General features: G+C 59.5%; 23 protein-coding genes. 3 read left to right on the forward strand and 20 right to left on the reverse strand.

The window, feature by feature from the left end:
- The 16 genes from C5L13_RS09360 to C5L13_RS09440 all read right to left on the reverse strand — a co-directional run bounded on the left by C5L13_RS09360 (nucleotide 1) and on the right by C5L13_RS09440 (nucleotide 17,819).
- Entirely contained in the window at nucleotides 1-714 is a 714-nt protein-coding gene (locus tag C5L13_RS09360; protein WP_105382994.1) for an aspartate/glutamate racemase family protein, read from the reverse strand.
- An 18-nt stretch (nucleotides 715-732) separates the two neighbouring features.
- Nucleotides 733-1,638 carry an ABC transporter substrate-binding protein gene (locus C5L13_RS09365; protein WP_105382995.1) on the reverse strand — a complete coding sequence of 302 codons (906 nt, stop codon included), beginning with the start codon at nucleotides 1,636-1,638 and terminating at the stop codon, nucleotides 733-735.
- Between the two features lie 13 nt (nucleotides 1,639-1,651).
- Complete coding sequence (locus tag C5L13_RS09370) at nucleotides 1,652-2,800, reverse strand: ABC transporter ATP-binding protein (RefSeq protein WP_105382996.1); 1,149 nt, start codon at nucleotides 2,798-2,800, stop codon at nucleotides 1,652-1,654.
- A gap of 4 nt (nucleotides 2,801-2,804) precedes the next feature.
- Nucleotides 2,805-3,638, reverse strand: coding sequence for a carbohydrate ABC transporter permease (locus C5L13_RS09375; RefSeq protein WP_105382997.1), 834 nt, complete (start codon nucleotides 3,636-3,638; stop codon nucleotides 2,805-2,807).
- Nucleotides 3,638-4,543 (reverse strand): carbohydrate ABC transporter permease, encoded by a 906-nt coding sequence (locus C5L13_RS09380; protein WP_105382998.1) that lies wholly within the window; start codon nucleotides 4,541-4,543, stop codon nucleotides 3,638-3,640. Before C5L13_RS09380 ends, C5L13_RS09375 begins: the two co-directional genes overlap by 1 nt.
- A gap of 23 nt (nucleotides 4,544-4,566) precedes the next feature.
- Nucleotides 4,567-5,823, reverse strand: a complete 1,257-nt coding sequence (locus C5L13_RS09385) for an ABC transporter substrate-binding protein (protein WP_105382999.1) — start codon at nucleotides 5,821-5,823, stop codon at nucleotides 4,567-4,569.
- A 54-nt stretch (nucleotides 5,824-5,877) separates the two neighbouring features.
- Nucleotides 5,878-7,314 carry a M24 family metallopeptidase gene (locus C5L13_RS09390; protein WP_245571186.1) on the reverse strand — a complete coding sequence of 479 codons (1,437 nt, stop codon included), beginning with the start codon at nucleotides 7,312-7,314 and terminating at the stop codon, nucleotides 5,878-5,880.
- A gap of 599 nt (nucleotides 7,315-7,913) precedes the next feature.
- Nucleotides 7,914-8,339: a hypothetical protein gene (locus C5L13_RS09400; RefSeq protein WP_342588164.1), complete on the reverse strand. Its 426-nt coding sequence runs from the start codon at nucleotides 8,337-8,339 to the stop codon at nucleotides 7,914-7,916.
- 611 nt (nucleotides 8,340-8,950) lie between these two features.
- Complete coding sequence (locus C5L13_RS28715; RefSeq protein WP_158693422.1) at nucleotides 8,951-9,274, reverse strand: hypothetical protein; 324 nt, start codon at nucleotides 9,272-9,274, stop codon at nucleotides 8,951-8,953.
- Nucleotides 9,275-9,678: 404 nt separating this feature from the next.
- Nucleotides 9,679-11,484, reverse strand: a complete 1,806-nt coding sequence (locus tag C5L13_RS09410; RefSeq protein WP_105383003.1) for an ABC transporter ATP-binding protein — start codon at nucleotides 11,482-11,484, stop codon at nucleotides 9,679-9,681.
- Between the two features lie 3 nt (nucleotides 11,485-11,487).
- Entirely contained in the window at nucleotides 11,488-12,417 is a 930-nt protein-coding gene (locus C5L13_RS09415; protein WP_105383004.1) for an ABC transporter permease, read from the reverse strand.
- On the reverse strand, nucleotides 12,417-13,391 hold the full coding sequence (locus C5L13_RS09420) for an ABC transporter permease (protein ID WP_105383005.1): 975 nt from the start codon (nucleotides 13,389-13,391) through the stop codon (nucleotides 12,417-12,419). Before C5L13_RS09420 ends, C5L13_RS09415 begins: the two co-directional genes overlap by 1 nt.
- 4 nt (nucleotides 13,392-13,395) lie before the next feature.
- Nucleotides 13,396-14,370: a nucleoside hydrolase gene (locus C5L13_RS09425; RefSeq protein WP_105383006.1), complete on the reverse strand. Its 975-nt coding sequence runs from the start codon at nucleotides 14,368-14,370 to the stop codon at nucleotides 13,396-13,398.
- Nucleotides 14,367-15,326: a nucleoside hydrolase gene (locus tag C5L13_RS09430; RefSeq protein ID WP_105383148.1), complete on the reverse strand. Its 960-nt coding sequence runs from the start codon at nucleotides 15,324-15,326 to the stop codon at nucleotides 14,367-14,369. The genes C5L13_RS09425 and C5L13_RS09430 overlap by 4 nt, the downstream gene beginning before the upstream one ends.
- A 39-nt stretch (nucleotides 15,327-15,365) precedes the next feature.
- Nucleotides 15,366-16,247: a dihydrodipicolinate synthase family protein gene (locus tag C5L13_RS09435; protein ID WP_105383007.1), complete on the reverse strand. Its 882-nt coding sequence runs from the start codon at nucleotides 16,245-16,247 to the stop codon at nucleotides 15,366-15,368.
- A gap of 21 nt (nucleotides 16,248-16,268) precedes the next feature.
- Nucleotides 16,269-17,819: an ABC transporter substrate-binding protein gene (locus C5L13_RS09440; protein ID WP_105383008.1), complete on the reverse strand. Its 1,551-nt coding sequence runs from the start codon at nucleotides 17,817-17,819 to the stop codon at nucleotides 16,269-16,271.
- 135 nt (nucleotides 17,820-17,954) lie between these two features.
- Between C5L13_RS09440 and C5L13_RS09445 the strand changes: the two genes are divergently transcribed.
- Nucleotides 17,955-18,848, forward strand: coding sequence for a LysR substrate-binding domain-containing protein (locus tag C5L13_RS09445; protein ID WP_105383009.1), 894 nt, complete (start codon nucleotides 17,955-17,957; stop codon nucleotides 18,846-18,848).
- 132 nt (nucleotides 18,849-18,980) lie between these two features.
- The gene (locus C5L13_RS09450; protein WP_105383010.1) at nucleotides 18,981-19,346 is read left to right on the forward strand and encodes a VOC family protein; all 366 of its coding nucleotides are present in this window, start codon (nucleotides 18,981-18,983) and stop codon (nucleotides 19,344-19,346) included.
- A gap of 40 nt (nucleotides 19,347-19,386) precedes the next feature.
- Here the strand turns inward: C5L13_RS09450 and C5L13_RS09455 are convergent, their stop codons facing one another.
- Both C5L13_RS09455 and C5L13_RS09460 read right to left on the reverse strand, forming a co-directional pair.
- Entirely contained in the window at nucleotides 19,387-20,646 is a 1,260-nt protein-coding gene (locus C5L13_RS09455; protein ID WP_105383011.1) for an MFS transporter, read from the reverse strand.
- 139 nt (nucleotides 20,647-20,785) lie between these two features.
- A complete protein-coding gene (locus C5L13_RS09460) occupies nucleotides 20,786-21,988 on the reverse strand; it encodes an MFS transporter (protein WP_205836819.1) in 1,203 nt (400 codons plus the stop codon).
- A gap of 659 nt (nucleotides 21,989-22,647) precedes the next feature.
- Here C5L13_RS09460 and C5L13_RS09470 point away from each other — a divergent pair.
- Nucleotides 22,648-23,277, forward strand: a complete 630-nt coding sequence (locus C5L13_RS09470) for a MarR family winged helix-turn-helix transcriptional regulator (RefSeq protein ID WP_342588165.1) — start codon at nucleotides 22,648-22,650, stop codon at nucleotides 23,275-23,277.
- A 103-nt stretch (nucleotides 23,278-23,380) separates the two neighbouring features.
- On the opposite strand, the gene C5L13_RS09475 is transcribed toward C5L13_RS09470, so the two are convergent.
- Nucleotides 23,381-24,217, reverse strand: coding sequence for an inositol monophosphatase family protein (locus C5L13_RS09475; protein ID WP_105383014.1), 837 nt, complete (start codon nucleotides 24,215-24,217; stop codon nucleotides 23,381-23,383).
- Nucleotides 24,214-25,041: a glycerophosphodiester phosphodiesterase family protein gene (locus C5L13_RS09480; RefSeq protein WP_105383015.1), complete on the reverse strand. Its 828-nt coding sequence runs from the start codon at nucleotides 25,039-25,041 to the stop codon at nucleotides 24,214-24,216. Before C5L13_RS09480 ends, C5L13_RS09475 begins: the two co-directional genes overlap by 4 nt.
- Nucleotide 25,042: the final 1 nt, after the last annotated feature.

Genomic DNA, 25,042 nt, shown 5'->3' on the forward strand with positions numbered 1-25,042 from the left:
TCAGAATTTTTCAAGGATGTGACGCCGCGTAGGCTGTGCCCAGACGCCGGCCTTCGACGTCGTGAGGCGGCATTTCACGAGCGTTTCAGCGAGCCCGACGGCAGCCGTGACGCCATCGACAACGGGAATGGCATGGGCGCGTTGCAGGTCCTCTGCGAATTCCGCCATGCCGGCGCAGCCGAGAGCGACCCCTTCGGCGCCGATCTCCTTGCCCTTGCGGATGAAAGCCGAAATTCGCTCGGCGGCGCCGTTTGTCGGATTCTCCAGTTCCAGCACCGGAATATCCGTCGCAAAGACGCGGCGGCAGCGCTGGCTGAAACCGTAACGCAGGATATTGTCCTCGATCACAGGTGCGGAACGAGACAAGGTCGTCACCACGCAGAAGCTGTGCGCGACGAGGCTGACAGCGTGAAACGACGCCTCGCCGATGCCGATGACAGGCTTGGTTGCAATGGCACGCGCGGCATCGAGACCGGTGTCATCGAAGCAGGCAATGATGTGTGCGTCGGCGCCATCGACTTCGGCGGCGACGATCTCCCTCAGCAATCCCGGCACCGAAAGCGCACCGTCAAAGGGTCCTTCGATTGCTTCCGGTCCGAGCGCCGGCTGGCGTCCCAGGATTTCGGTACTGGTGCCCGCCACTCGGCGCGCCGCAGCAGCGATGCGATCGGTCATGGAAACGGTGGCGTTCGGATTGATAACGGCGATGCGCATCATTTTCCTGCCCTACTGTTAAGACTTGGCGAAAACCGCCGTCGGCCGCTCGTCAATCAGTTCGCCGTAAAGAATTGGCGCCGTCGTCAGATGTCCTTCAGAAATTCCCCGCTGCCAGCGAGCGTAAGCATCTGGATCTATGTGCGGTGTGGTCCACATTCCGTTGGAGCGATAGACGTTGGTCAGTCTGACCAGAATATCGGGAGCGAATTTGGGGAAGGTTTTCGCCAGGAATTCGCGGTAGCATTCGGCATCGTTGGCGAGGATCCATTCCATGCCGCGCCGGAGCGCACGCGCAAAGCGAGAGTGCGTTTCAAGCCGCACATCGTCTGCCTCGCCATCCGAATAGTAAACGCTCCAGGGGACGTTGCCGCCGGTGACCGGCAGTGCCTGCACCACATGGCCAAGGCCTGCCGCCTCGAGCGTCACCGCCGACGGATAGTCGATAACCAGATAATCCCCCAGGCCGCCCACGAACAAATCCGTCAGCATCTTGCCGTCGAGGTCCTGTACGAAATGTACATCGGCTGGATCGACCCCGCGTTCACGTAGCAACAACTTGATGAACAGGCCGACGCTGGCACCGTTGCTGCCCTTCATCGAGACGGTCGTTCCTGGCATGGCCTTCCAGTCGAATTCTGCGGGCTTTTGGCGACCAACGATGGCAAGCGGGGCACGTGCGGCGACCTGGGCGAAAGGCACGTAGCGCTTGCCACGGCCATGAAACATTGAAGGCACCCAGATACCCCCGAGTGCGACATCGGCCGTGCCAGAGCCGATGTCGCCGAGGACGAGATCCCATGGCGAGGGAACGCTTGCGGTGACGTTCAATCCCTCTTCTTCGAAGAAGCCCTGCCAGACGGCGACATATTCAGGAAGGTAGTTGAGGCTGTGACCCGTGGCGGAAATATGGAAGTTCTGCATGTTCTATTCTCTCTCAAGATAGCCGCTGCCCGGTATCGACGTCGAACCACAAGACATCTTCGGCCCGGTAATCCAACGAGCAAGGCTCGCCGATCTGCATTTTCGGGTTCCCCGACACGCGCACGAAGACGAGGTCGGTTTCCAGCAACCGCCCGCTCTGATCGTCCTCTCCGGTTAGCAGACGGCAGCCGATCACGGTTTCGGCGCCAAGCCGTTCGACCACGGTAACCCGGGCGGGGAGCCGGCCTTCACCGGCGGCATGGAGAGAGAGCTTTTCCGGCCTGATGCCGAAGGTGACTTCGCGCTGACTTGGCAGCGCCGTGCCGTGCTCGACGGCAAGCTTTCCCGACAGTTTGAGACCCTTGTCTCCAACCGAGGCCGCGATCAGGTTCATTGGCGGCGAGCCGACGAAGCGCGCGACGAAGGTGTTGGCCGGCCGATCATAGATCTCGTCAGGAGTATCCACCTGCTGCACGATACCCTTGTTCATGACGATGATACGGCTGGCCATCGTCATGGCCTCCACCTGGTCATGCGTCACATAAACGAAGGTCTTGCCGACCTTGTGGTGCAATGCGGAGATTTCCGACCGCATTTGGGTACGCAGCTTAGCGTCGAGGTTGGAGAGCGGCTCGTCGAGGAGGTAGAGCGACGGGTTGCGCACCAATGCGCGTGCCAAGGCCACACGCTGCCGCTGGCCGCCGGAGAGGCTGGCCGGACGGCGGTCGAGCAAGGACTCCAGTTCGAGCTGCTGCGCGATCCGCAGAGTGCGTTCGGCAATATCCGGCCGCCTCATCAAACGATGGCGCGCTACGATGTTGACGATCGGCAGATGATACCATTTGCGGAATGCATCCATGATCAGCGGAAAAGCGATATTTTCGCGGACCGTCATGTGGGGATAGAGCGCATAGGTCTGGAAAACGAAGGCGACACCCCTTTTCTTCGGTTCCCAGTCGTTGGCAATATCGCCGTTGAAGAGCAGATCTCCCGAGGTGATATCGCTCAGCCCCGCGATCATACGCAGCAGGGTCGACTTCCCGCAGCCGGACGGGCCGAGAAGAACCAGGAATTCGCCGTCATGAATATCGGCGCTGAAGGCATTGATAACGGTGTTGTCGCCGAACGTCTTGGAGACATTCGTGAAGGTCAAAGCGGGCATGGAGCTATCCCTTTACGGCACCGGCGGTCAGGCCGGCGACGATTTTGCGCTGGATAAGAAGGAAGAAGACGATGGCCGGAAGGCTGAAGACGAGCGCAGCCCCCATGACAGCCGACATCGGAGTTTCGTACTGGCCGACGAACGAGGCAAGGCCAACGCTGGCGGGCCAGTTGCCCCGATCCATCAGGAAGGTGGAGGCAAACAGGAACTCGTTCCAGCCCGCGAAGAAGGCAACAACCGCTGCCGCCGCGATGCTCGGCATGATCAGCGGCAGGATGATCATCGTCAACACGCTGAAGCGTGGGCAATTGTCGATGATCGCGGACTCCTCGATCTCATAGGGAACGGCATCCATCGCTCCCTTGAGCACGAAGCAAGCGACCGGCAATGAAAAGCCAACGTTGGCGAGTACCAGCCCGGTCAGACTGTTCAGCAACCCGAAGGTGATGAACATGGCATAGAGCGGAACGAGGATCAGCGCTTCGGGCACGACCTGTGTCATGAACAGCAGGAAGCCGACCACTCCCTTGCCATGAAAGCGGAAGCGGCTCAGCGCATAACCGGCAAGGGAGCCAAGGGTCAGGCTAAGCACCGTGCCGCCCGCCGCGATCAGGAGAGTGTTGAAGAGCCAGAGGCCAATGGGTACCTGGCCAAGCTCGAGCATGAGCTCGGGAAAGTTCTGCGGCTGCGGCCAGACGACTTGGCCGGTGCCGTAGAGTTCGGAGTTCAACGACAGGGCGGTGGCTGCCATCCAGTAGACGGGAAAGCCGGCAAGAACGACCAGCACGCCGATCAGCAGGTAGCGCAGGAATTTGAGTGTGAGCTTATTGAACGACATCAGCGAGACATCCACTTCATGCGGCGTTGTTCCACAACGTAGTGCACAGAGGCGATCGCCAACGCCAGGACCAGGCCGACGGCGCCATAGGCGCTGGCCATGCCCAACTCGTGACCCTCGAACGCCGTTTGTCGGATCTTGACGACGAGCGTGCTGGTGGTGCCGACCGGCCCCCCACCCGTCAGCAGGTAGATGATATCGAAGCGGCGGATGGACCAGACGCAGACGAGAAGCGAGGCAAGCTGCACGGCCGGCCTGATGTGGGGCAAGGTGACGGCCCGGAAGGTATTCAGGCCATCGGCGCCGTCGATGCGTGCAGCCTCCCTCACCTCGTGCGGCACCGACTGCAGTGCCGCCAGAACGACGAGCATCACGAATGGTGCCACCTGCCAGACAGTCACAGCCAGGATCGCGCCGAGCGCCAGATCAGTGCTGGTCAACCAGCCGAAACGGCCGATGCCGAGGTATTCCGTGATCCGATTGAAGACGCCCGAACGATCGTTGTACATCCACAACCAGATCAACGAAGCAGCGACATTCGGCACGGCCCAGCCGAAGAGCAGGATCGCACGCACGATTGTTCTGCCCTTGAATGGACGATCGATCGCCAGCGCCGATATCACACCAAGCGTGACGCCGAAAATGACCGCCAATACGGCATAGACAAGCGTCGCTCTGAGCGACAGGTAAAAGGCCGGATCCTCGAAAAGCCTTTCGTAGTTGCCGAGGCCGATAAATCGGCCCCGGTTCGGATTGATGATCCGCGTGTTGGTAAGGCTCATGTACATTTGCCGTGCCAGCGGCCAGAACATGAACACCATCAGGTAGATCATAGGCGGGAGAATGAAGGCATAAGGCACGAGACGCGTCGTGCCGTTACGTAGCTTCGAGCCTCTCATGCTCATTCAGGTTCTTCCTCTGACCCGGCTCAAAACTGCTTGCCGACAGCAGATTGGGCTTCGGCAAGAGCAATCTTCGGATCCATGTTGGACAGGATCGCCTTTTCCACGGCCTGCATGACGAAACGCATGATCTGCGCGGTTTCCATCTCATGACCGGGAATGAGCGTGCTACGCGAATTCTGAGCTAATTTTGCGAAGGTCGGAGCCCAGGGGTTGGCCGCCGCAAAGGCATCGGTGACCGGGACGTCGGTTGCCAAGGCATCCGGACCGGAAGCCTCACGCAAAGCCTGCTGGCCCGGCTTGCTCACCAGCCACGAGAGGAACTTGATCGCCTCTTCCGGATGCTTGCTGTGTGAACTGACACCGAGGAAGATCTGCTGGTGCGCTCCCGGATGCTTGAAGGGCATCGGGGCAGCGCCCATATCGGCGCTTGCAAGCGCGCCGCCTGAGGCAATGTTGAGGGTCCCTCCCGAGTTGTCGATCGAGAACGCAACGTGCTTTTCCTTGAAGCGGGTGCGCTGCGTCGGCATGCTGTCGCCGATCGGGATAATGCCCGACGCATAGGTCTCCTTGAAGGCCGTGACGGCGGCGACAGCCTCCGGCGTATCGATGGTCAGCTTGCCGTCCTTGTCGACCCAGTTCACGCCATAACCGTAGGCCCAGTTCTGGAAATCCATGAACCAGCCGCTGAAGTCGTTGATCTGGTGGCGAGCGGTGAAACCAATGACGCCTGGCGTTTTCGCGGAAGCGGCCTTGGAGGATGCGATCAACTCTTCCACCGTCGCCGGCACCTTGGCGCCAGCGCTTTCGATCACCGGCCTGTTGTAGATCAGTGCATAGGCAGCGCGCTGCCAGGCAATGCCGTAATGGACGCCATCGATCATGCCGTTGTCGTTCGTCTTGTTGAGCGCGACGCCGTCGGCCGCCTTGGCGATGTCGACCAGGAAACCGGCATCCGCCAAGGCATAGAAGAGGCCTTCCTGCATGATGGCGATATCCGGACCCTGGCCTGCGCCCATCTCGGTCGTCAGCTTGTCGGCGAATTCGGCGGACGGGATTGCCTCCTGCTCCAGCGTCACGTTCGGCGCCACTTCCTGGTATTTCTGAACGGCGACCCACAGGTTCTTGCCGCGCAGCGCGTCCAGCCACTGCGAATTGGCGATTTTCAAAGTGAACTTTTCACCCGACTGGGCATGGCTGCTGTCGGCCATGCCGGCCGCGAGCGCTACACCCAGGACGGCGGCAGTGGCCAAAAGCTTTCGGCGGCGAATATTCTCTGACATTTCGGTTCTCCTTCTGGGGTTTGTTTTCTTGTTTTTTTATTGTGGGTCTGATCGTCAGCCTGCCTTGACGCGGTGGGGCGCAAGCGGCGTATGGCAGCTCAGGTTCTCGGCGCCGTCGGCGGTGACGAGATAACAATCGCCGACGTTGCAGCCGGCCACCTCCGGCTCCAACCACTGCGCATGCAGGACGAAGGTCATACCCTCTGCAAGCCTGTCGTGGTTGTTGGACTGGATGTTGTAGTTGGCGAACTTCTGCATCGAGACCGAATGCCCGACATTCGGATTGTGGGGTCCAAGTGTCGCGGGATAGACGTGCATCAGCTTGCGACCTTGACGTTCCCAATCCTCATCCACGACATGCCTGCGCGGGATGAGTCTCGGCGTGCCGTCGTCTTCAGAAACCCAGTTATAGGGCATGGTCCGGCTGTCGGCGGACGTGAGATAACCACGAGCGAGATAGGGTTCGAACGAGGCGTTGGCGATGTCCGAGACAAGCCGCCCGGGCTGGACCAGCGCGGCGGCCTTTTCCACGCCCTCCACGCACATCTGCAGGACTTCTTCCTGCTTGTCCGTGATATCGCCAACGGCGATCATTCGGGCAATCTGGGCGGTATATCCCTGGTAGATAACCGCCGAAATATAGAGGTTAATCAGATCACCATCACGCACCACGTGGCCGTAGGGCTTCCCGCAATGGGTGCCGTACCGGTTGATGCCGATCTGGTAACCGTCACCCGTTTCACCACCGCGCGACATCTGGGCATAGGTGAAGGCAGCATAGATTTCGTAGTCCGTGACGCCTGGCTTGATGACGTGATAGGCAGCCTGAATGCCGATATCGGCGAGCTGGGCCGCGGACCGGACGACAGCCTGTTCGCGCGGCGATCGGATCTTCTGCATGCGGTCGATGATCCCCTCGCTCCTGACGAAGGAATTTTTCGGCAGCCGTGCCTTCAATCCACTCCAGTAAGGCGCCGAGGTCGCGTCGCCGATCACTCCGACCTGCGCGATTGAAAAGCCTTCGCGCTCCAGGAAGGAGGCTACAGCCTCCACGACTTTGTCGATGGTCTTGCCAGGGCGGTTATAGGTTTCCCGACCCCAGGTGCCGACCTGCCAGATATCCTCGACCAGAACCGGTTCGCCTGCAGGCGGCAGCAGGACGGAACTGCTGAAGATGGAGAACATGGTCAGCGGCTTGTCGTCATCCGTCGGCACGACCAGCACGCCTTCACGCGCCCAATCACAGACATAGCGCAAATAGGAATTCGAGACCTTATACGACCCGATAGAGTCTGCGTGGATGAGGATCACGTCGTGGCCAGCAACAACGGCCTCGCGCCGGATACGTCTGAGCCGATCCACAAATTCGGTTTCCGGCAAAGGGCCGACCGGCTCGAACTCGAAAGAAGGTTTAAAGCCATCGAGCAGACGCTCGAAGCGCAATTCGGCCCGGGGCGATACATTTTGGAGCAGGGAAGTCGAGGCGATCATGACATGTCTCATCAAAGAACTACATGCCAGTAGAGTAGCGATGAAACTTATTTTGCAAAGCCGGGATTACGAGGAAACTTGGGGCGATCTGCTTGCTATTTAGGCATTTCGAAATATGAAGGCGTTTTGGACTTAAATCTGAGCACCGCCTCGATAGCCTATCGCCTCCAGGAGCTTGTATAATTTAGAAAGTTCGCAGAACCGTAAGTCGAGACATGAAAAATAATTTGCAAAAAACTTCAAAAATGACTCATCCTGTGGCGTAACCGCTGCTCAATATGTCAGCATCTCCCGCCAGAAGTGCCGTGAGAAAGGCCACAGGGTTGATGGCCTCACTTGTCGGCATCGCCCTCGTGGCCCTGACCTCCCACAGAATGACCCGGGCCGAGCCGGCCTGCCTGTTGCGTGACAACGCCACACGCACGCCTAAGGAAATCACCCGATCGTCATCAGGCTGGCGTTGCCCCCAGCGGCGGCGGTGTTGATCGAGATGGAAACTTCCTCCACAAGCCAATTCAAGCAGTAGGCTTCGACGTCTGTTTCCAGTTCCCTGGTAGTCGCGGACTAGATGGGCGTTAGGCGGCGCCCTAGAGAACCACTCAACGTCGCTGCAAGTCTAACTGAGTTGTGACGATCGACTTGCCCGATGCGGGATCTTGATCAATCGTGCGAATTCGAAGCCCGTCTTCTCCCACCTTCTCTATCGTCATTTTCGCTTTGCGATCCCCGTAGATGGTATTCGCCCAGGTGACGTTGAGATTAATGGTGTTCCCGTCTCGGCTACCCGCGAGCGTGGAGGGTTTTCCGGACACTCCGACATAGTTTCCGGAATAAGAGTCCCCGGATGCCTTGACGCTCGCTTTGAAGCTGCGCGTGACGACGGCTAGAGCTCGGCATGTGCCGTTCATCGAGAAATTGGAGGATTCAGCGTCGGATTGCATCCTACACGAGACGTCTACCTTGTTTCCGCCGATCTTGGTCAGGACCTCGCCGCCGCCCGCCCACTGACCTTCGATCGACTTCAAGAAGTCCTCCTCCGAAGCGGACACGTTCGAAGAAAGACACGTGGCGCAAATCAAGGTTATGGCGGAAAACGCTCGCATGTTGGAATCCTATTCGGTTGAAATGGCAAACATCCAACCGAACCCTTTGTTCCGCCACTGGCTCACTTGTCATTCACGGGTTTGCTCGGATTGGAGCAGGACGGTTTCCCGATACTTCAAAGGGGCGGCGGCACCCTAGCGCCTACCGTTGCTCCGGACGAAACCAGCCTCCGGCTCATACCAGGCAGCCGAGCGACCAGGTGAGAATGGAGGCGCCACGCCGCATGTTTATGCGGTTTGGTTTGTGGCGAGTGGGCCGCGGACGTTCGCGCGAGAACCACCTAGACATTGTCGGCGGCGGCAGGGTCGTAACGACGATCGGCAATCAGGACGTCGTCGGGGCCACTGATGACAAGCTGGTCGAAAAGCTCCGCGGGCTGTCAGAAGATACGACGGGGAAGTCTGGAGGCGAATTGGCCCAGGAGCTGGCCAGGCAGATCGCCGACCTCCTCGGAGGCCGGGTGGTTAAATCTGATACGGCACTCCAAAGAAAAGCAGGCCGACTGGGTGAGGCCTGCTTTTCTTTAGTATTGTCAACGGACGTAGACGGTCCTGCTTCCATCTGCTGCAACACCGATATCCACGACGTTGTTAAGCTCCACATTGTGTTGAACGAGCGTGGCCCGCAGAGCCGCATCCGTGCGTATTTCTTGCTGCGCGGCGAGAATGTCCGCCTTGGAAGGGTTTGAAGCGGCATCCGGCATATAGGGCTGATCGGCCTCGGGTTCTATGTACATGATGCTGACGTTACTGGCAGGCAGGGCATGACCAAGCTGCTTTGCATAGGCTCCTCCACCGGCAAAAGTTGACAGGGCGAGAGCGACAATAACGGTATGGGTATTAATAAGCGAGCGCATCACATATCTCCTTATGAGATTGTAAACAAGCTTCATATAGGCTGTCTATACTGTCGCGTCGCGGTGAATACCGCCGGCAATACCAACCTGAAGATCAAGTTAACTCCTATGCGTCAAAGTGTCATATTAAACTTATTTAATTTATTGCCGGACTATCTCGTCTTATTTGCCCTGATTGCCTTAATTCCGTCCCGAGACTTTGGATACCAGCGGTAAGCGTGGAGCTTCGAGTAGCCCCCGAGTCTCGGGAAGCGCTGTCCAAGGCGGGGCAAATGCGGACATTCATCGCTCCCAGGCGCCGTTGTCACTCACGTCCATGCGAAAGGCGTTTGCAAGCCACGCGGCTCGAGCTGTGGCATATCCTCAGGCGGTCCAGCCGAACGTGATGAATATCGCGAACTTCCTCAGGCAAGCTGGAAGAAATGACCTTCACCGGCCTGCTCATAGGAGCGCTTGGGCGGCGCGTAGTTGGCCGCACGGAATGGGCTTTTGATCTCGTCGTTCGAAATCCGGCGCGTCTGGCGGCGCGACGGATCGGCGATCGGTACTGCTGCCATCAGACGCTTCGTATAATCGTGCTGCGGGTTCTCGAATACGGCCTGGCGTGGACCGATCTCGACGATTTCACCGAGATACATCACCGCAACGCGGTGGCTGATCCGCTCGACCACCGCCATGTCGTGACTGATGAACAAATAGCCGAGACCATACTTTTCCTGCAGGTCGAGCATCAGATTGATGACCTGCGCCTTCACCGACACGTCGAGCGCGGAAACGGATTCGTCCGCGATGATCAGCTTTGGTTCCAGTGCCAGCGCACGGGCGATGCAGACGCGCTGGCGCTGACCACCGGAAAATTCGTGCGGGAAGCGGTCCGCCATCGATGCCGAAAGGCCGACACGTTCCAGCAGTTCGCCCACCCGCTCCTTCGCTTCGGCCACGCCGGCCAGCCCGTGCGTAACGATCGGCTCAGCGATCGCATCACCGATGCGGATCCGCGGATTGAGACTTTCGAACGGATCCTGGAAGATCATCTGCGCTTCCCGGCGGATGCCTGCGAGCTGGGATTTGCCGGCGCTCAACACATTCTTGCCATCGATCTCGATCGTTCCGGATCGTGCATCCGTCAGACGGATGATGGAACGGCCGGTGGTCGACTTGCCGCAGCCGGATTCCCCAACGAGCGACAGGGTCTCACCCTGCTTCAGTTCAAGCGAAACGCCTTCCACGGCGTGGATACGGCCGATCGTGCTGCGCAGGAAACCCTTCTTGATGTCGAAACGAGTCACCAGTTTGTCGACCTTGAGGATCGGCCCCACATCGCGCTTCACCGTATCCGCCGTCGGCTTGACCGGCTGGAGTTCACCGCTTGCCATGTCGACCTGCGGGAAGCGCAGCGGCCGGTCAAGGCCGGTCATCGAGCCCAGCTGCGGCACGGCGGAAAGCAGCGCCCGCGTATAGGGGTGCTTGGCGCCGGCAAAGATTTCCTGCGTCGTACCCGTCTCGACCGCATCGCCGCGGTACATGACGACCGTCCGGTCGGAGATCTCTGCGACCACGCCCATGTCGTGAGTGATGAAGAGGACGGACATGCCCTCCTCGTCCTGCAACGTCTTGATGAGTTCCAAGATCTGCGCCTGGATCGTCACATCGAGCGCCGTTGTCGGCTCGTCCGCGATCAGCAGCTTCGGATCGCAGGCGAGTGCAATGGCGATCACGACACGCTGGCGCATGCCACCGGAAAAGTTCATCGGATATTCGTTGAGGCGGGATTTCGCCGATGGAATGCGAACCTTTTCGAGAAGCCGAACCGCCTCGGCTTCCGCCTGTGACTGCGACATGCCGCGATGATGAACGAGGACCTCGGTGATCTGCTGGCCGATCCTCAGTACCGGATTGAGGCTCGTCATCGGCTCCTGGAAGATCATGCCGATGCGGTTGCCGCGGATGGATTGCATCTGTTCGAGCGGCAGATCGAGCAGGTTCTTGCCCTCGAAGTCGATCCGGCCGGTGACGCGAGAATTGCCCGGCGAAAGCAGGCGCATGATCGACATGGCAGTGACACTCTTGCCGGAGCCGGATTCGCCGACCACCGCGACGGTCTCCTTCGGGCCGATATCGAAGGAGACGTCGTGCACGACATTGCGCCATTCGCCGCCAACTCGGAACGAGGTGCTGAGATTGGAAATCGAAAGGATTGGCGTGGTCATGTATCAGCCTTCCCGCCGCGGATTGAGGATGTCGCGAAGCTCGTCACCAATCAGGTTGATCGCGACGATGAGCAACAGAAGGACGAGGCCGGGGAAGAAGCTGATCCAGTAATCACCGGAAAGCAGGTATTCGAACCCGTTGGAGATCAGAAGGCCGAGCGACGGCTCGGTGACCGGCAAACCGATACCGAGGAAGGAGAGCGTCGCTTCCAGCATGATCGCATAAGCGACGCGCATGGTGGCGACGACGATCAGCGGCGGCAGGCAGTTCGGCAGGATATGCCGGAAGAGGATGCTCCTGTCCGGTAGCGCCATGGAGCGGGCCGCATCCACATACGCGCGCTTGCGTTCCACCAGCGCCGATCCGCGGATCGTGCGGGCGTAATAGGCCCATTGGGTGACGATCAACGCCAGGATGATCTTGTCGACCCCCTGTCCCAGGATGGCGAGGAAGATCAGCGCGATCAGGATCGCCGGGAAGCTCAGCTGGATGTCGACGACGCGCATCAGGAAGGAGTCCAGCCGACCGCCGGCATAGGCGCTGACGAGGCCGATCGAGGCGCCGATCACCAGAGCGATCGCCGCGCTGGAAATGCCGACCAGGATACTTGTGCGTAGGCCATAGAGAATGGCGCTCAGCAGATCGCGGCCCTGGTCGTCGGTGCCGATCAGGTAGACCATGCCGTTCACGCTGGTGGAACCGGGCGGTAGGCGGCCGTCGAGGATGTCGAGTTGCGACAGGTCGTAAGGGTCCTGCGGCGCGGTCAACGGCGAGAAGACCGCGGCAAGAATGAAGATCGACACCATAACAATGCCGATGAGCGCCAGCTTGTCATGCAGAAGAGCCGTGATCATCTGGCGAAACGGCGAGCGGGAACGCCGGGCCGGGCCGCCGCCATGAACGGACGTTGCGGAATTGGTATCGTGGCTCATCACGAATTCCCTTCAAGACGAACGCGCGGGTCGACGATCGAGTAGAGGATATCGACGAGGAGGTTGATGATGCTGAACATCACGACGGTGATCATCAGGTAGGCGAGGATGACGGGGCGATCGAGTACGGCGATGGCGTCGATGATGAGCTTGCCCATGCCCGGCCAAGCGAAAATGGTTTCGGTAACGACGGCGAAGGCGATCAGCGAACCGAGCTCCAGGCCGATCACGGTGATCAGCGGAATCAGCGTGTTCTTCAGCACGTGCACGCGCACGATGCGGCGCTCGGGCAGGCCCTTGGCGCGAGCGAACCGCACGAAATCGAGCTGCATGGTTTCGAGCACGCCCGCGCGTGTCAGTCGGATGATCAGCGAGATCTTGAAAAGCGCCAGATTGAAGGCCGGCAGCAGCAGATGCGAAAGCCCATCCAGCGTGAAAAGGCTGAGCGGCACTCCGAAGATCGGGACGGTATCACCTCGCCCAGACGCCGGTAGCCAGCCGAGCTTGACGCTGAACAGCATGACCATGACGAGGCCAATCCAGAATGTCGGCAGGCTGAAGCCGAGGATGGAGAAGGTCATGACCGACTTGGAGACGAGGCTCTTCGGTTTCAGACCGGCATAGATGCCGAGCGGAATTCCGAAGACGAGACCGATCAGCAGCGCCACGAAAGCCAGTTCCAGCGTCGCCGGCATGCGGTTGAGGATCAGCGTCAGCGCCGGCTGGTTGAAGACGAAGGAATTGCCGAGATCGCCGGACAGCGCACGGGTGAGAAACAGCCCGTACTGTTCCCAAACCGGCTTATCCAGCCCGAAGGACTGGATAACCTGCAGGCGTTCGGCCGGCGTCGCCGTCGGGCTCAGCAGCACGTCGACCGGGTTGCCGACGAGATAGAGGCCTACAAAGACGAGGACCGACATCACCAACAGGGTCAGGACCGTCTGGATCGATCGGCTCAAGAGATATCCGCTCATAGATTTAAGCCTCCCGGCGTTTCGGATCGGACGCAGAACTTCCGTAAAGCGAGATGCGCTCGATCAGCAGATTGATGAACCCGGCCTCGTCGACATCGGTCACGACGATGGCGTTCGGAGCCCGGCCCATCTTTTGGTGGAAATCGGCATAGGTATAACCCATGGTGAGACCGGTTACCTGAGTGCCGACCGTAGCCTTGCGGCTGATGAAGAGTTCCGGCCTGATCAGCCAGGCGATCGTCGTCGCATCATGGATCGGCCCGCCGGGCCGTCCGAAGCGTGCGACATCGCTTCGATCGAAGGTTGAGAAGAGATTGAAGAGCGCCCCGCCGGCGACACCGCCGCGATCGCCGAAGCTCTTGAAATGCTCGGCGGTGAACAGCGCCTGAAAGGTCATGTCGAGCGGCATCACCACGATCGGGATGCCTGAACGATAGACGATCTCGGCTGCATGCGGGTCCGCAAGCACGTTGAATTCCGCCCAGGGCGTGCGATGGCCAAGTGCCGTAAACGCCCCGCTCATGGAGACGATCTGCCGGATACCTCGCGCGACATCCGGGTGCTGGACGAGCGCGAGTGCGATATTGGTCATCGGTCCGATGGCGCAGATGGTGATCGAATCCCCGGCTTCTGCCGCCTCGCGCGCCTTGCGGATGATGAAGCGCACCGCGTGTTCTTCCGATGGCACTATGCCACCACGGGCGACGAACTCGTCGCTGAACGAGCCGATCTTCGCATACTTGCCAAAGACCTGGTCGCGCACCAGCGGTCCGGCAGCACCCGCATGGACTGCCACATCCGTACGACCCGAAATCCCGACGAGCTTGCAGGCATTGGTTACGGTATCTTTCAGCGATACGTTGCCGGCCACGATCGAGAGACCGAGCACATCGATCTCAGGCGACGCCAGCGCCATCAGGATGGCTGCAGCATCATCCAGGCCGGGATCCGCATCGATGATGATCCGGGCGCGGCTCATGCGACGGCCTTTTCGGCGTAACGCGACAGACGCTCCAGGAAAAAGGCGATCACGCGTTCCGCATCCACCTTGGTGACGATATCCGCGTTAGGCTCCAGGCCGCTCTTGCCATACCAGTCGGCGACGGTCTGACCCATGCAGAGCTCGCTCTCGTGCTCGACGAAGACGCGGGCGCGTTCGGTCTGGAAAAGCTGCGGCGCCAACAGGTACGCGATAACCAGTGGGTCGTGCAGCGGGCCGCCGCGCGAGCCGTAGCGGCGCACGTCGTTGCGGTCCCAGAACGCCATGAGTTCGGCAAGCGTTTGGGAAATACGGCCGCTGACGGCGGAAAACTGTTCGACATGCTCCGGCTTCAGCATGACCTGATGGGTCGCATCGAGCGCCAGTGCAACAATCGGGATGCCGCTCGAGAAGACGACATGCGCGGCGTGCGGATCGGCCAGAACGTTGAATTCCGCCGTCATCGTCCGGTTACCGGGCTCGCGATAGGCCCCGCCCATCATCACGATGCGCTCGATACCGTCAGCGATCTGCGGATTCATGCGTAACGCCACGGCGAGATTGGTCATCGGCCCGAGACAGCAGATGGTGATCCGTTTCTGCAGGATCGCCGCGGCCGTAAGCGTATCGATCAGGAAGTCGACGGCCGACGCCTTCTCGACCGTCTTAACCGGCTCCGGCAGCACGGTATTGCCGAGCCCGGTCGTGCCGTGGAACTGGCCGTGGATCGGCTCGCGAAACATTGGCCGGAAACAGCCGGCGAAGACCGGAATATCCGTCCGTTCGCCGAGTTCGCAGACCTGCAGCGCGTTACGCACGGTACGATCCAACGGCTGGTTACCGCAAACCGGGGTGATGCCCAGGATTTCGAGTTCCGGGGAAACGAAAGCGGTCAGAAGCGCGATCGTGTCATCGATCCCTGGATCGCAGTCGACGATGATCGGAATAGGGGTCATTTCGAATTGCCTTTGCATAATCAGGTCGTCTGCCGGCGCTCAGAGCGCGCCGACATCACGCAGGACCGCACCGATTTCCGTGCGGGCCGCTTCACCGAGCGGCATCTGCGGCGCGATCGGCGCGCCGACCGGAAACCCCTGGAGTTCGAGCGCCGTCTTGATGCATGCGGCGATCGAATATTTCGCGAATATCTCGTTGACCCGCCAAAGCGGACGCTGCAGGTCCATCGCCTTCGCCCAGTCACCGGACTTCGCGGCTTCATAAAGGGCGATGCTCTGGCGCGGCACGATACAGGCCGGACCGGCCATCCAGCCGACGCCGCCGATCATCATCACGCAGACCGGAATATGCGCGGAGGCTGCAAACACCTCCATCCGTCCGCGGGTCCGCTCGATGATGGAAAGAAGGCGCCCGGTATTGGTCGAGGCATCCTTGATGTAACGGATATTCTCGACCCGGCTCAGTCGCTCGATAACCGGGAGAGAAAGGTCCGAACGCTGGAACTGCGGGTTGGTGTAGAGCACGACGGGCCGGCCCTTCGCCGCTTTGGCGATCGCGGTGAAATAAGCCTCGACGCCTTCGTCGCTGACCGGGAAATAGGCTTCGAGAATCGCAAGAATGCCGTCGGCTCCCGCCTCGACCATGTATTCCGTCTGAGCGACGGCATCGCTCACCGACGTAGACGCCACGCCGGCGACAACGGGCACCCGGCCGTGATTGGCCGAGATTACCGTGTCGACGACGTGACGCCGCTGCTCTTGGGAGAGATAGGCAAATTCACCAGTGCTGCCGAGAGGCGCCAGGCCGTGCACACCGGCCTCGATCAGATGATCCACCAGGTCGGTCAACACGCCTTCCACGACCGCACCCGACCGATCGATCGGCGAAACGAGATAGGGAAAAACACCGCTGAATGACATGACGGACCACCGCTTTCCGGATCAGTTCTGCTTCACGTAATAGGGGAGCGTATAGGCGTCCGAACGTCCTTCATAGGACAGGTCGTTATTCACCGCCCAGGTGTTGGCGAGATAGAAGACCGGAATGACGCCGAGGTCCGTCATTGCGATTTCCGTCGCCTTTTTCAGCAACGCCTCGCGCTTGGCATCGTCCAGCGTACCGCGAGCCTCGGTCAGGGCCTTGTCGAATTCCGGGTTGGAATACCGACCGCGATTGCCCTGCCCCGCCTTCTCGCCATAGGTCTCGAGGATCGGGCCGAGGACGCCGGAGGCCTCACCGGTTTCGACCGCAGCACCGCCCATGATGAAGCTGAATTCCAGGTTGGAAGCGCGGGTGAAATAAACGCTGCCCGGCAGCGTCACGACTTCCGTCTTGATGCCGACGCGGCTGAAGAACTGGCCGATCGCCTGCGCGACCTTGGAGTCGTTCGGATAACGGTCGTTCGAGGCGTGGAAGGTCAGCGAGAAGCCGTCCGGATAGCCGGCTTTCGCCAGAAGCTCCTTCGCCTTGTTCGGATCGTAGGCATCGACTTTGACCGCCGGGTCATAGCCGAAATAACCTTCCGGAACGACCTGGCCGGCCGGCACGCCCTGCCCGTCCATGATACGGTCGACCAGCGCCTCGCGATTGATCGAAAGCGAAAGCGCGCGGCGCACGTCCGGCTTCAGCAACGGGTTCTTGCCGTCCGCTCCCTCGGCGAAGGGGGATTCCTCGCGGCCCTGGTCCATGTGCAGGTACATGATGCGGTTGCCGGCGACGTTAACGACCTTCAGCTTGTCAGAGGCCTGCAGCTTGCGTGTATCGGCAGTCGGGATGTTCTCGATCATATCGACATCGCCGGACAGCATGGCGGCGACGCGGGCACTGGCATTCTTGAAGACGCGGAACGTCACCTTGTCCCAGACGGCCTTCTCGCCCCAATAGGCATCATTCTTCGCGACGACGACATTGTCGTCCGGCGTCCAGGAGACGAACTTGAACGGGCCGGTGCCGATGACGCCCTTGCCGGAATTCATCTCTTCGGTCGTCGTCTTTTCCATCTCGGCCGGCAGGATAGCAATGCGGCTGAGGTTGTTCAGAAGGAGCGGCGTCGGGCCGTCCGTCTTGATGCGGACTGTGAGCGGATCGACGGCAGTGATCTCCGTGATCGCCTTCACATAAGCCGCAAACGAACTCGGGCTGTTCTTCGAGGCAAGCGGCACGCGCTTGATACTGGCCACGACATCTTCCGCCGTGAAGTCGCTGCCGTCGTGGAACTTGACGTTCGGCCGTAGCTTGAACTCCCAGGTCGTATCGTCGATCGTCTTCCAGGACGCGGCGAGTGCCGGCTGGATCTGCTGCTTGGCATCCTGATTGACGAGGCCGTCGAAGATATTGCGCGCCATCGCGCTGTTCGGGCCGACGACATAGAACTGCGGATCCATGGACGTGGTCGAGGCTGACAGCCCGACCGTCAAATCTTTCGCCTGGACTGCGAACGGTACGGCAAAGACTGACGCTGCCAATGCGGCTGCGATCGTAAGAAATTTCATGATGGAGCTCCTCCGGGGTTTCCGAAATCCGCGCTCTCCCTGCGGATTGGAAATGCAATTAAAGCGTCTGCTGAGAAAAGAAAAATTGCATTTGGTATTCCATTCATGCCCTAATGTTATGGGAGCCCCAAGCGGATGCGATTGAAACCACGACAGGTCGAAGCCTTCAGAAGCGTGATGATGACGGGCGGCATCACCGCCGCCGCCGAGGCGATGAACGTCACGCAGCCTGCCGTCAGCCGCCTCATCCGTGACCTGGAGGAAATCGTCGAGATCAGGCTATTCGAACGGGTCGGAACCCGGCTTATGCCGACAGCGGAAGCGACGCAGCTCTTCCGGGAGGTCGAGCGGCTTTATCTCGGCCTCGACCAGATCGCCCAGGCCGCAGACGATATCCGCCGTCACAAGAACATCGTGTTGAGGATCGCGAGCGTCACATCGCTGGTCCGTCCCTATCTTCACCAGGCGATCATCGACGTCGTTGGCAATCGACCGGACATACCACTGGTGATCGATGTCGAGAACAGCCGGCACATCTGGGACATGGTCGAGAAGAACCGCTACGATCTCGGCTTCGTGTTTAGTTCGCCGCACATGGGCGACAAGAATGTGACCCGGCTTCATAGCGCACATGCCGTCGCCGCCATGCCGGCCGGTCATCGCCTCGCCGGGCGTTCTGTCATAACGCCAGTCGACCTTATCAATGAGCGGGTGCTTATCCCGGGTAGAAACTCGCCGCTGCGTCTTTCTCTGGATAGAGCTTTTTCGCGCGAAGAGCATCAGCCGGTCAGCACGATGGAAACCTCCATGCTGAATTGCTGTTACTTCGCGGCGGCTGGCATGGGCATCGGGATCGTGGACTACACCAGCCTAAGGGCGGCCGGTACAGACGTCGTCGCCGTGCCTTTCGAGCCGCGGATTGAAGTATCTTACTTCGCAATTCGTCCATCTGGTGCCCAACGCATCATGGTGCTCGACAATATTGTCGAGCGAATGAAGAACCTAATGGATATTAAAACGAGCTCTTGATGAGGGTCGGGCGGCCCATCCGGTCAAAGAGGTTGGCGACCTTGATACGCGTGCCATCCACTGCAACTATTCTTCCGAATCCTGAATAGTCCAGCGCTCGGCATCAGCCGCGACCTTGGAAAGAGATAGTCAATGAACCTGATTGCCCATGTCGAGATACCTGTTACCGATCTTGAAAGGGCGATGCGTTTCTACAACGCTGTGTTCGGCGTGAGCTTCGGAGACGTCGCGAGCATCCACGATAACAAGATGGCTTACTTCCCTTTCGAGGAGGGAAAAGACGGCGCCAGCGGAGCTCTCGCCCAAGGGGACGTTTACGTGCCAACGCGGGATGGGGCGATCGTCTATCTCAGCGTCGAAGACATCGACGCTGTCCTCGCCAAGGCTGTGGAACATGGAAGCGAAATACTCTTTGCGAAGACGCCAGTTGGCAAAAGCGGGTTTGTCGCCGAAATCACTGACAGCGAAGGAAATCGGATCGCTGTTCAATCCATCTGATCACAGACGAACGCTGGAGGTTTCAGCCAGTCTGCACAATTCATGCGACAAGATAGGCGCCTCGCAAATATGGCCCGGTTGCAGCTTCCGGCAAACCTGCCGAGGGTTGCAGGGCGGCTGCTTTCGGCGGTGGCATATGTGTGCCGATGGCGAACAGAACTGCGCTGACGGCCGCGAATCCGGCAAAGAGCAGGAACATCCCAGCCCCGCCAAAAGCGCCAAGCATGGCACCGCCCAGAGTCGGTCCAATGAAATTGCCGATCGTTGAAAACGAGTGAGCGCCGAAGTAGCTGCCTCTGTTCCGATTATTCGAGATACCATCGACCAGCATATATTCCGAAGGCACGACGAGGATCTCTCCGATCGTGAAAACGGCCATCGAGATTGCCAGCCCCCAAAAGCCGGCGGCGCTGAGAAAACCGAGTTCGCCGAGGGCAAACAGCGTGCAGCCGATCACAAGGCCGTTGAGAGCGCCTGCGCGTTCGATGAACCTGCGGGCGAACGGATTCCCAATCAGGACAACCGCACCGTTGATCGAAACGAGGTAGGCGTAGATTTCCATGCCTCCGGCGACATTTCCGGTAAGGTACGGGGCGAGTGTCGCTGACCATTGGCCATAAACCGCAATCAGCAATGTGCCGCCCCCAACAAAGAATGCCAACCGTGGATCGCGGATCGCCGCCTTCAGGCTCTCAAGCAATGGTGCGGAGGCGGGTGCTTTGGAAATATCGTCGCTTTGGTGAATCGGAACGTGCAACATGTGCAGGATGAGCGCGAACATCGCGTAAACAACGCCTGCAATGACGAAAAGAGTGGTGGATGCCGCCCCAGCTGCGATCCCAATCAGCGGCCCGATGGCCCAGCCGACATTCGTCGCCGTATAACGCCACGAAAAATACTTTAGACGCAGCGGCTCGGGGCAGACGTCGCTCATCAGCGCGCGTGAAATCGGCTCATAGATCGCAAGAGCCACCGCAGCGGCGATCTGAGCAATGCAAAATGCCAGCACGGTTTCGGCCAATCCCATACCGATTAGCGCAAGGGCCATGGAAAGCAGGGTAAATGTCAGCACGGTCTTGCGCCCTACCCTGTCCGACAGCGAGCCTGCGAAGGGAGCCGCGACGGCGCCCACCAGGGGACCTATCCCCAGAAGCGCACCAATCATGGCGGGACCGAGCCCGAATGACTGCTGCAACTTGATGGCAAGGAATGAGAGCGTCGTTGCGCGCGCGATGGTCACGAATCCTGACCACGCGATGAGGAGCAGGACGTAGTTCAATCGCTGTTTATCGTGCCTCATCTGCGCCCTCGGCAATGGTAGTCGGCAATGCGGCTGTGCCGGTATTTTTGCACTTCCGGTCCCTCCATCAAATGAAAAGGGAATTTTTGCAACCCACGAGCTCAGCGATGACTGCAACCTCGCTTGCCGCCAAATGCAATCAAGCGATGCGCTTTTCCGGAGAGAAGCGCAGCGAGAGCAATAGGAGCAGCACGATGCCGACAGCCATCATGACCCATGCCTGCGACAGGTTATCTGAATGGCTTCGCAGCCAACCAGCGGCAAAGGGCATGATGCTGGCGATGATGTACCCGCCCCCTTGCACGAAGGCGGTGAGCTGGCCGGCACGGACAGGTCCCTCGGCGTGGTCGAGTGTGACGATCAACGAAAGCGGAAACAGTGCGCCGATACCCAGCCCAAGCAGGAGCATCGCCGGAAAGGCAAGTGCCAGGGGCATGGTGACGAGACAGACCAAGCCTCCGAGAATGGCAAAAAGAGCGGCAGCAAGCGGCCCCCGCCGATCTGGAAACCGATTGATCACGGCTGAGACAACAAGGCCGGCTACGACCTCCATCAGCGTGAGCCCCGCGAGCAGATAGCCTGCTGTATCCTCGCTGCGGCCTAGCTCAACATAGAAGGGTGGCAGCCACGCCAGCACGAGCGTGTAGGCACCTGTGCCGACACCGAAGAAGAAGAGCAGAAGCCAAGCCCTGCCGCTGCGCCAAAGAGGCGCGGCATTGACACTGGAGACCGCTCCTTCCCCGTGCGCTTCCGAAGGGGGTGACACATGCCACACAACAACCGCAAGAAGCGCAGGCACTCCCCACAATCCCAGCATCGTTTCCCAACCCAAGTGGCGGGAAAGGCCAGCTGCCGACGCGGCGGCCAACGTCGCGCCGCCCATGATGCCAGTTGAGTACAGACCCATGATACGGCCTGCATCGAGCGGGAAGACCCGCTTGATGAACCCCGGCATCAAAGCCTGAACGGCGGCTATACCGATGCCGCTTACCGCGGCACTGGCGAGAAGCCCAACACTGGAAAACCAGAAGAGCCGCGCAATGCAGGCAAGCGCGATGATGCCAGCCCCCAGCGCAATGCCGCGTCGCTCCCCAATCCCCCGCTGGAGGGATGAGCCCGCGAGCGCGCCGAGGCCCATCAGAAAAACCGGGAGGGTCGTGAGCAAGCCCGTCCCGGTGGACGTAAGGCCAGATGCTGCTTCGATGCGGTCGAGAACGGGGCCTATCGCGGCAAGAGCCGGCCTTAGGTTCAGCGCAACAGCAACGACCGCGACTATCGTAAGGGCGCTGGAAATGCGGGTGGGTTGATACGTTGTACGTTGATCAGTCTGGAAACTCGACATATGCCACTATCTTGCTATTAAGAATCTTGACGTCGAGATATATGATGTGGTTGAAAGCATCAACAGTTTCGTAAAACAGCGCCGCAGAGAGCGGAGACCGCCTCACCCTGTTTTGCGGAGCATTCAAAAACCGACGGACCAAATTGAAATGCTATTGAAAATCCTTCCTTACTGCGTCCTGGCACTGTTCAGCCTCTCCGCGGCAGCAAACGCTACAGACCTTCCAAAGCGACAATCAGGTCTGTGGACGTTCGACTCTCCGGATAATTCCTTTGTCAACGGAAGTTTGTGCGTTGATGATACAAACACCAACTTTATGAGCACTGATGTCTGGAGTGACTTTGAGCATGAGTGCGAGATAACCCGTAGCGTGACGGATCGCTCGAACGGGGAGCTGACATTGACTTGCCGCACAGCCACGACCGGCGAAACAAAGCTCGCCGTGACGTATGACGGGGATTTCCAATCGCGCTACCGGTATGCGTTTGTCGCTTCGTTCACGGGAGTTGACGGTAAAGATGAGAGGATTTCTTCAATAGTCGAAGCAACGTTTCAGGGACAATGCCCCGCCGACATGAAGCCTGGTATGCGAACGCTCGGCCGTAGTCCGTACGATCACGGCGGGGGTCGAGACTAAATGCTCCAGGATTGGAGGGCGCGTGAGCGATCCAAGGGCTCATACATTGGCGAGTGGTTCATGGACGTTTATCCAATCTGGTCCGCGGCCCTACTCACTTGAAAAGAAGCTTAGTGTCGAGATATTCAATATGAACGAGCCTATCGACAATTTGGATCCCGCAGCGGCAGCGGCAGAACAGTGGCGGAGGGAGCGTCCGGACATTGATCCATTTCCGATGGAGCTGCTCGGTCGCCTGGGCGAGATCACGCTGCTCATCATGCGTGACCGTCTCACCCCATTTTTTGCGGAGCATGGCTTACAAAGCGGCGAATTTGACGTCTTGGCAACGCTGCGTCGCTCAGGCGCGCCGTACGAACTCACCCCCACCCGGCTTTACGAGTCCGCAATGCTCTCATCCGGAGGGATGACGGCTCGCATCGACCGACTTGAGCGCGAGGGTTTGGTGGAGCGGCGAAGCCATCCGACCGATCGACGCGGCACTCTGGTGGCGCTGACTCCGAAAGGGGCCTCGTTGATCGATGCAATGCTCGCAAAGCATGTCGAAAACGAACGCCTCGCATTGGCAGGACTAACGATGGCCGAGCAACAGCAGTTCAATGCGCTATCCATCAAGCTTCTCGCAGGCTTAAGGCATACGCCAATACGGTGACCGGTCAGAGGCAAAAATGTTACGGTTGCAGCCGTAAAGACCCAGGGGAGCGTACCGACAGCCGTATATCCAGCTAAATTCAAGAGTCCGTTTGGATCTGTATTCATGTTCTAGCCTCCGATAGTGCACCATGTATGGCCAACCAGGACGCTTTATCCGGCGCCGACAGGAGGTGACCTTCGGTCATTGTCGGCCGATAGATTTCACCGTCCACCACCGCTGCATAACCACCGGCCTCCGAATGGATCAGTACGCCGGCGGCGTGGTCCCAGGGCTTCAGGCTTTCGTTGAGGCAGAAGCTCATCGCACCGGTTGCGAGCATCCGGTATTCATAGGCAGAGCAGCGCCAGGTCGTGGTACGTCCGAAGCGCGTCATGCGTGGCGCGAGTTTTGCTTGCAGATCCGGTTCGAACATATGCAACGGAATGAACCCATGCATTTCCTCGATCGGTGTCGGTCCAGCGACGGAAAGGCGCGTCTGTGTCCCATCAGCGCTGAGATGCCAGGCTCCCTGCCCCGACCGCGCAACAAGACAGTCACCAAGGACCGGGTAATGGATGATGCCTGCAATCGTTTCTCCGCCGGAGATGATGGCCAGAATGCTGCCGAACATCGGTGTGCCGTGAGCAAAGTGCCACGTGCCGTCAATCGGATCGATGACGGCAGCAATGTCGGCATCGGCAAGGCGCGTCAACAGCGAGGGATTGTCCGACACGGCCTCCTCGCCGACGATCGTGATCCCCGGTAGGCGCACGCTCAACCTGTTGCCGAGTACGCGTTCGGCGGCGATATCCGCGTCCGTGACTATATCGTCGGCCGCCGTTTTCGCACGGATCGTTTCGGCCTTCACGGCGTGGAAACGCGGCAGAATCTCTGTCTCTGCAACTATGCGCATATCTTCGATGAATCCAGCCAGGAGTTCGTCGCTGACGGCCTTCATGTGCGGCGCGCCTCGATATAAGCCTTCAAGGCTTCCGGCTCGTCCGTCTGGAAGACGCTGATGCCGGCGTCCAGCAAACTGCCCCAAATACGATCCGGGTCGACAAGCGCGGTCTCATCCCGCCATTCGCCGCTGGCGGCCATGTTCAACGTGTTCATCCAGAGCGCCATGCCTGCATCGCTGAAAAGCTGCCTGTTGCCGGCAATCGTCTCGATCCGATCGAAGCGCATTTCGGACATGAACGGCTTGATCTCGGAGAGAAGCGTCATGGTTTCGCGAATTCCTTCTTTGGAAAAATGCGCCATTGCCATGAAGGGCACGCCTTCGATCTCCTGGGCACGAACCCAGTCGAGTTCCTCGCGGGTCATGACGCGGGTCTTGAGGTCGACATAGGCTGCGGCATTCATCTCGCGGGCGCAGGCGGCGACTTCGGGAAACAGGCCGCGATCTTTGAGGTCGAGATCTGCGAAAACGCGACCGCGGATGATTTCGAGCGCCTGCTTTAGGGTGGGGATGCGCTGGTCCGTCGCGTTGCGGTCCTCGCCGCCATCATCCTCCCGCAGGGCGATGGACTGCAATTCGGCCATGGTGAAGGTTTCCGCATCACGATCGATGCCGGCCATGCGCAGCAGCGTATCGTCATGCATCAGGAAAAGCTCGCCATCAGCACTTTTGCGCACGTCGAGCTCGACGATATTTACACCAAGAGCAATCGCCCTTTCGATTGCGAGAAGGCTGTTTTCCGGTGCCCCGTGCCATGCGCCGCGATGGGCAACGATGGCGCAATCCCGTGCCGGATCGGCGATGTAATCCTTGTAGTGCATT

This window comes from Neorhizobium alkalisoli, from assembly GCF_002968635.1.
GTDB classification, from domain to species: domain Bacteria; phylum Pseudomonadota; class Alphaproteobacteria; order Rhizobiales; family Rhizobiaceae; genus Neorhizobium; species Neorhizobium alkalisoli.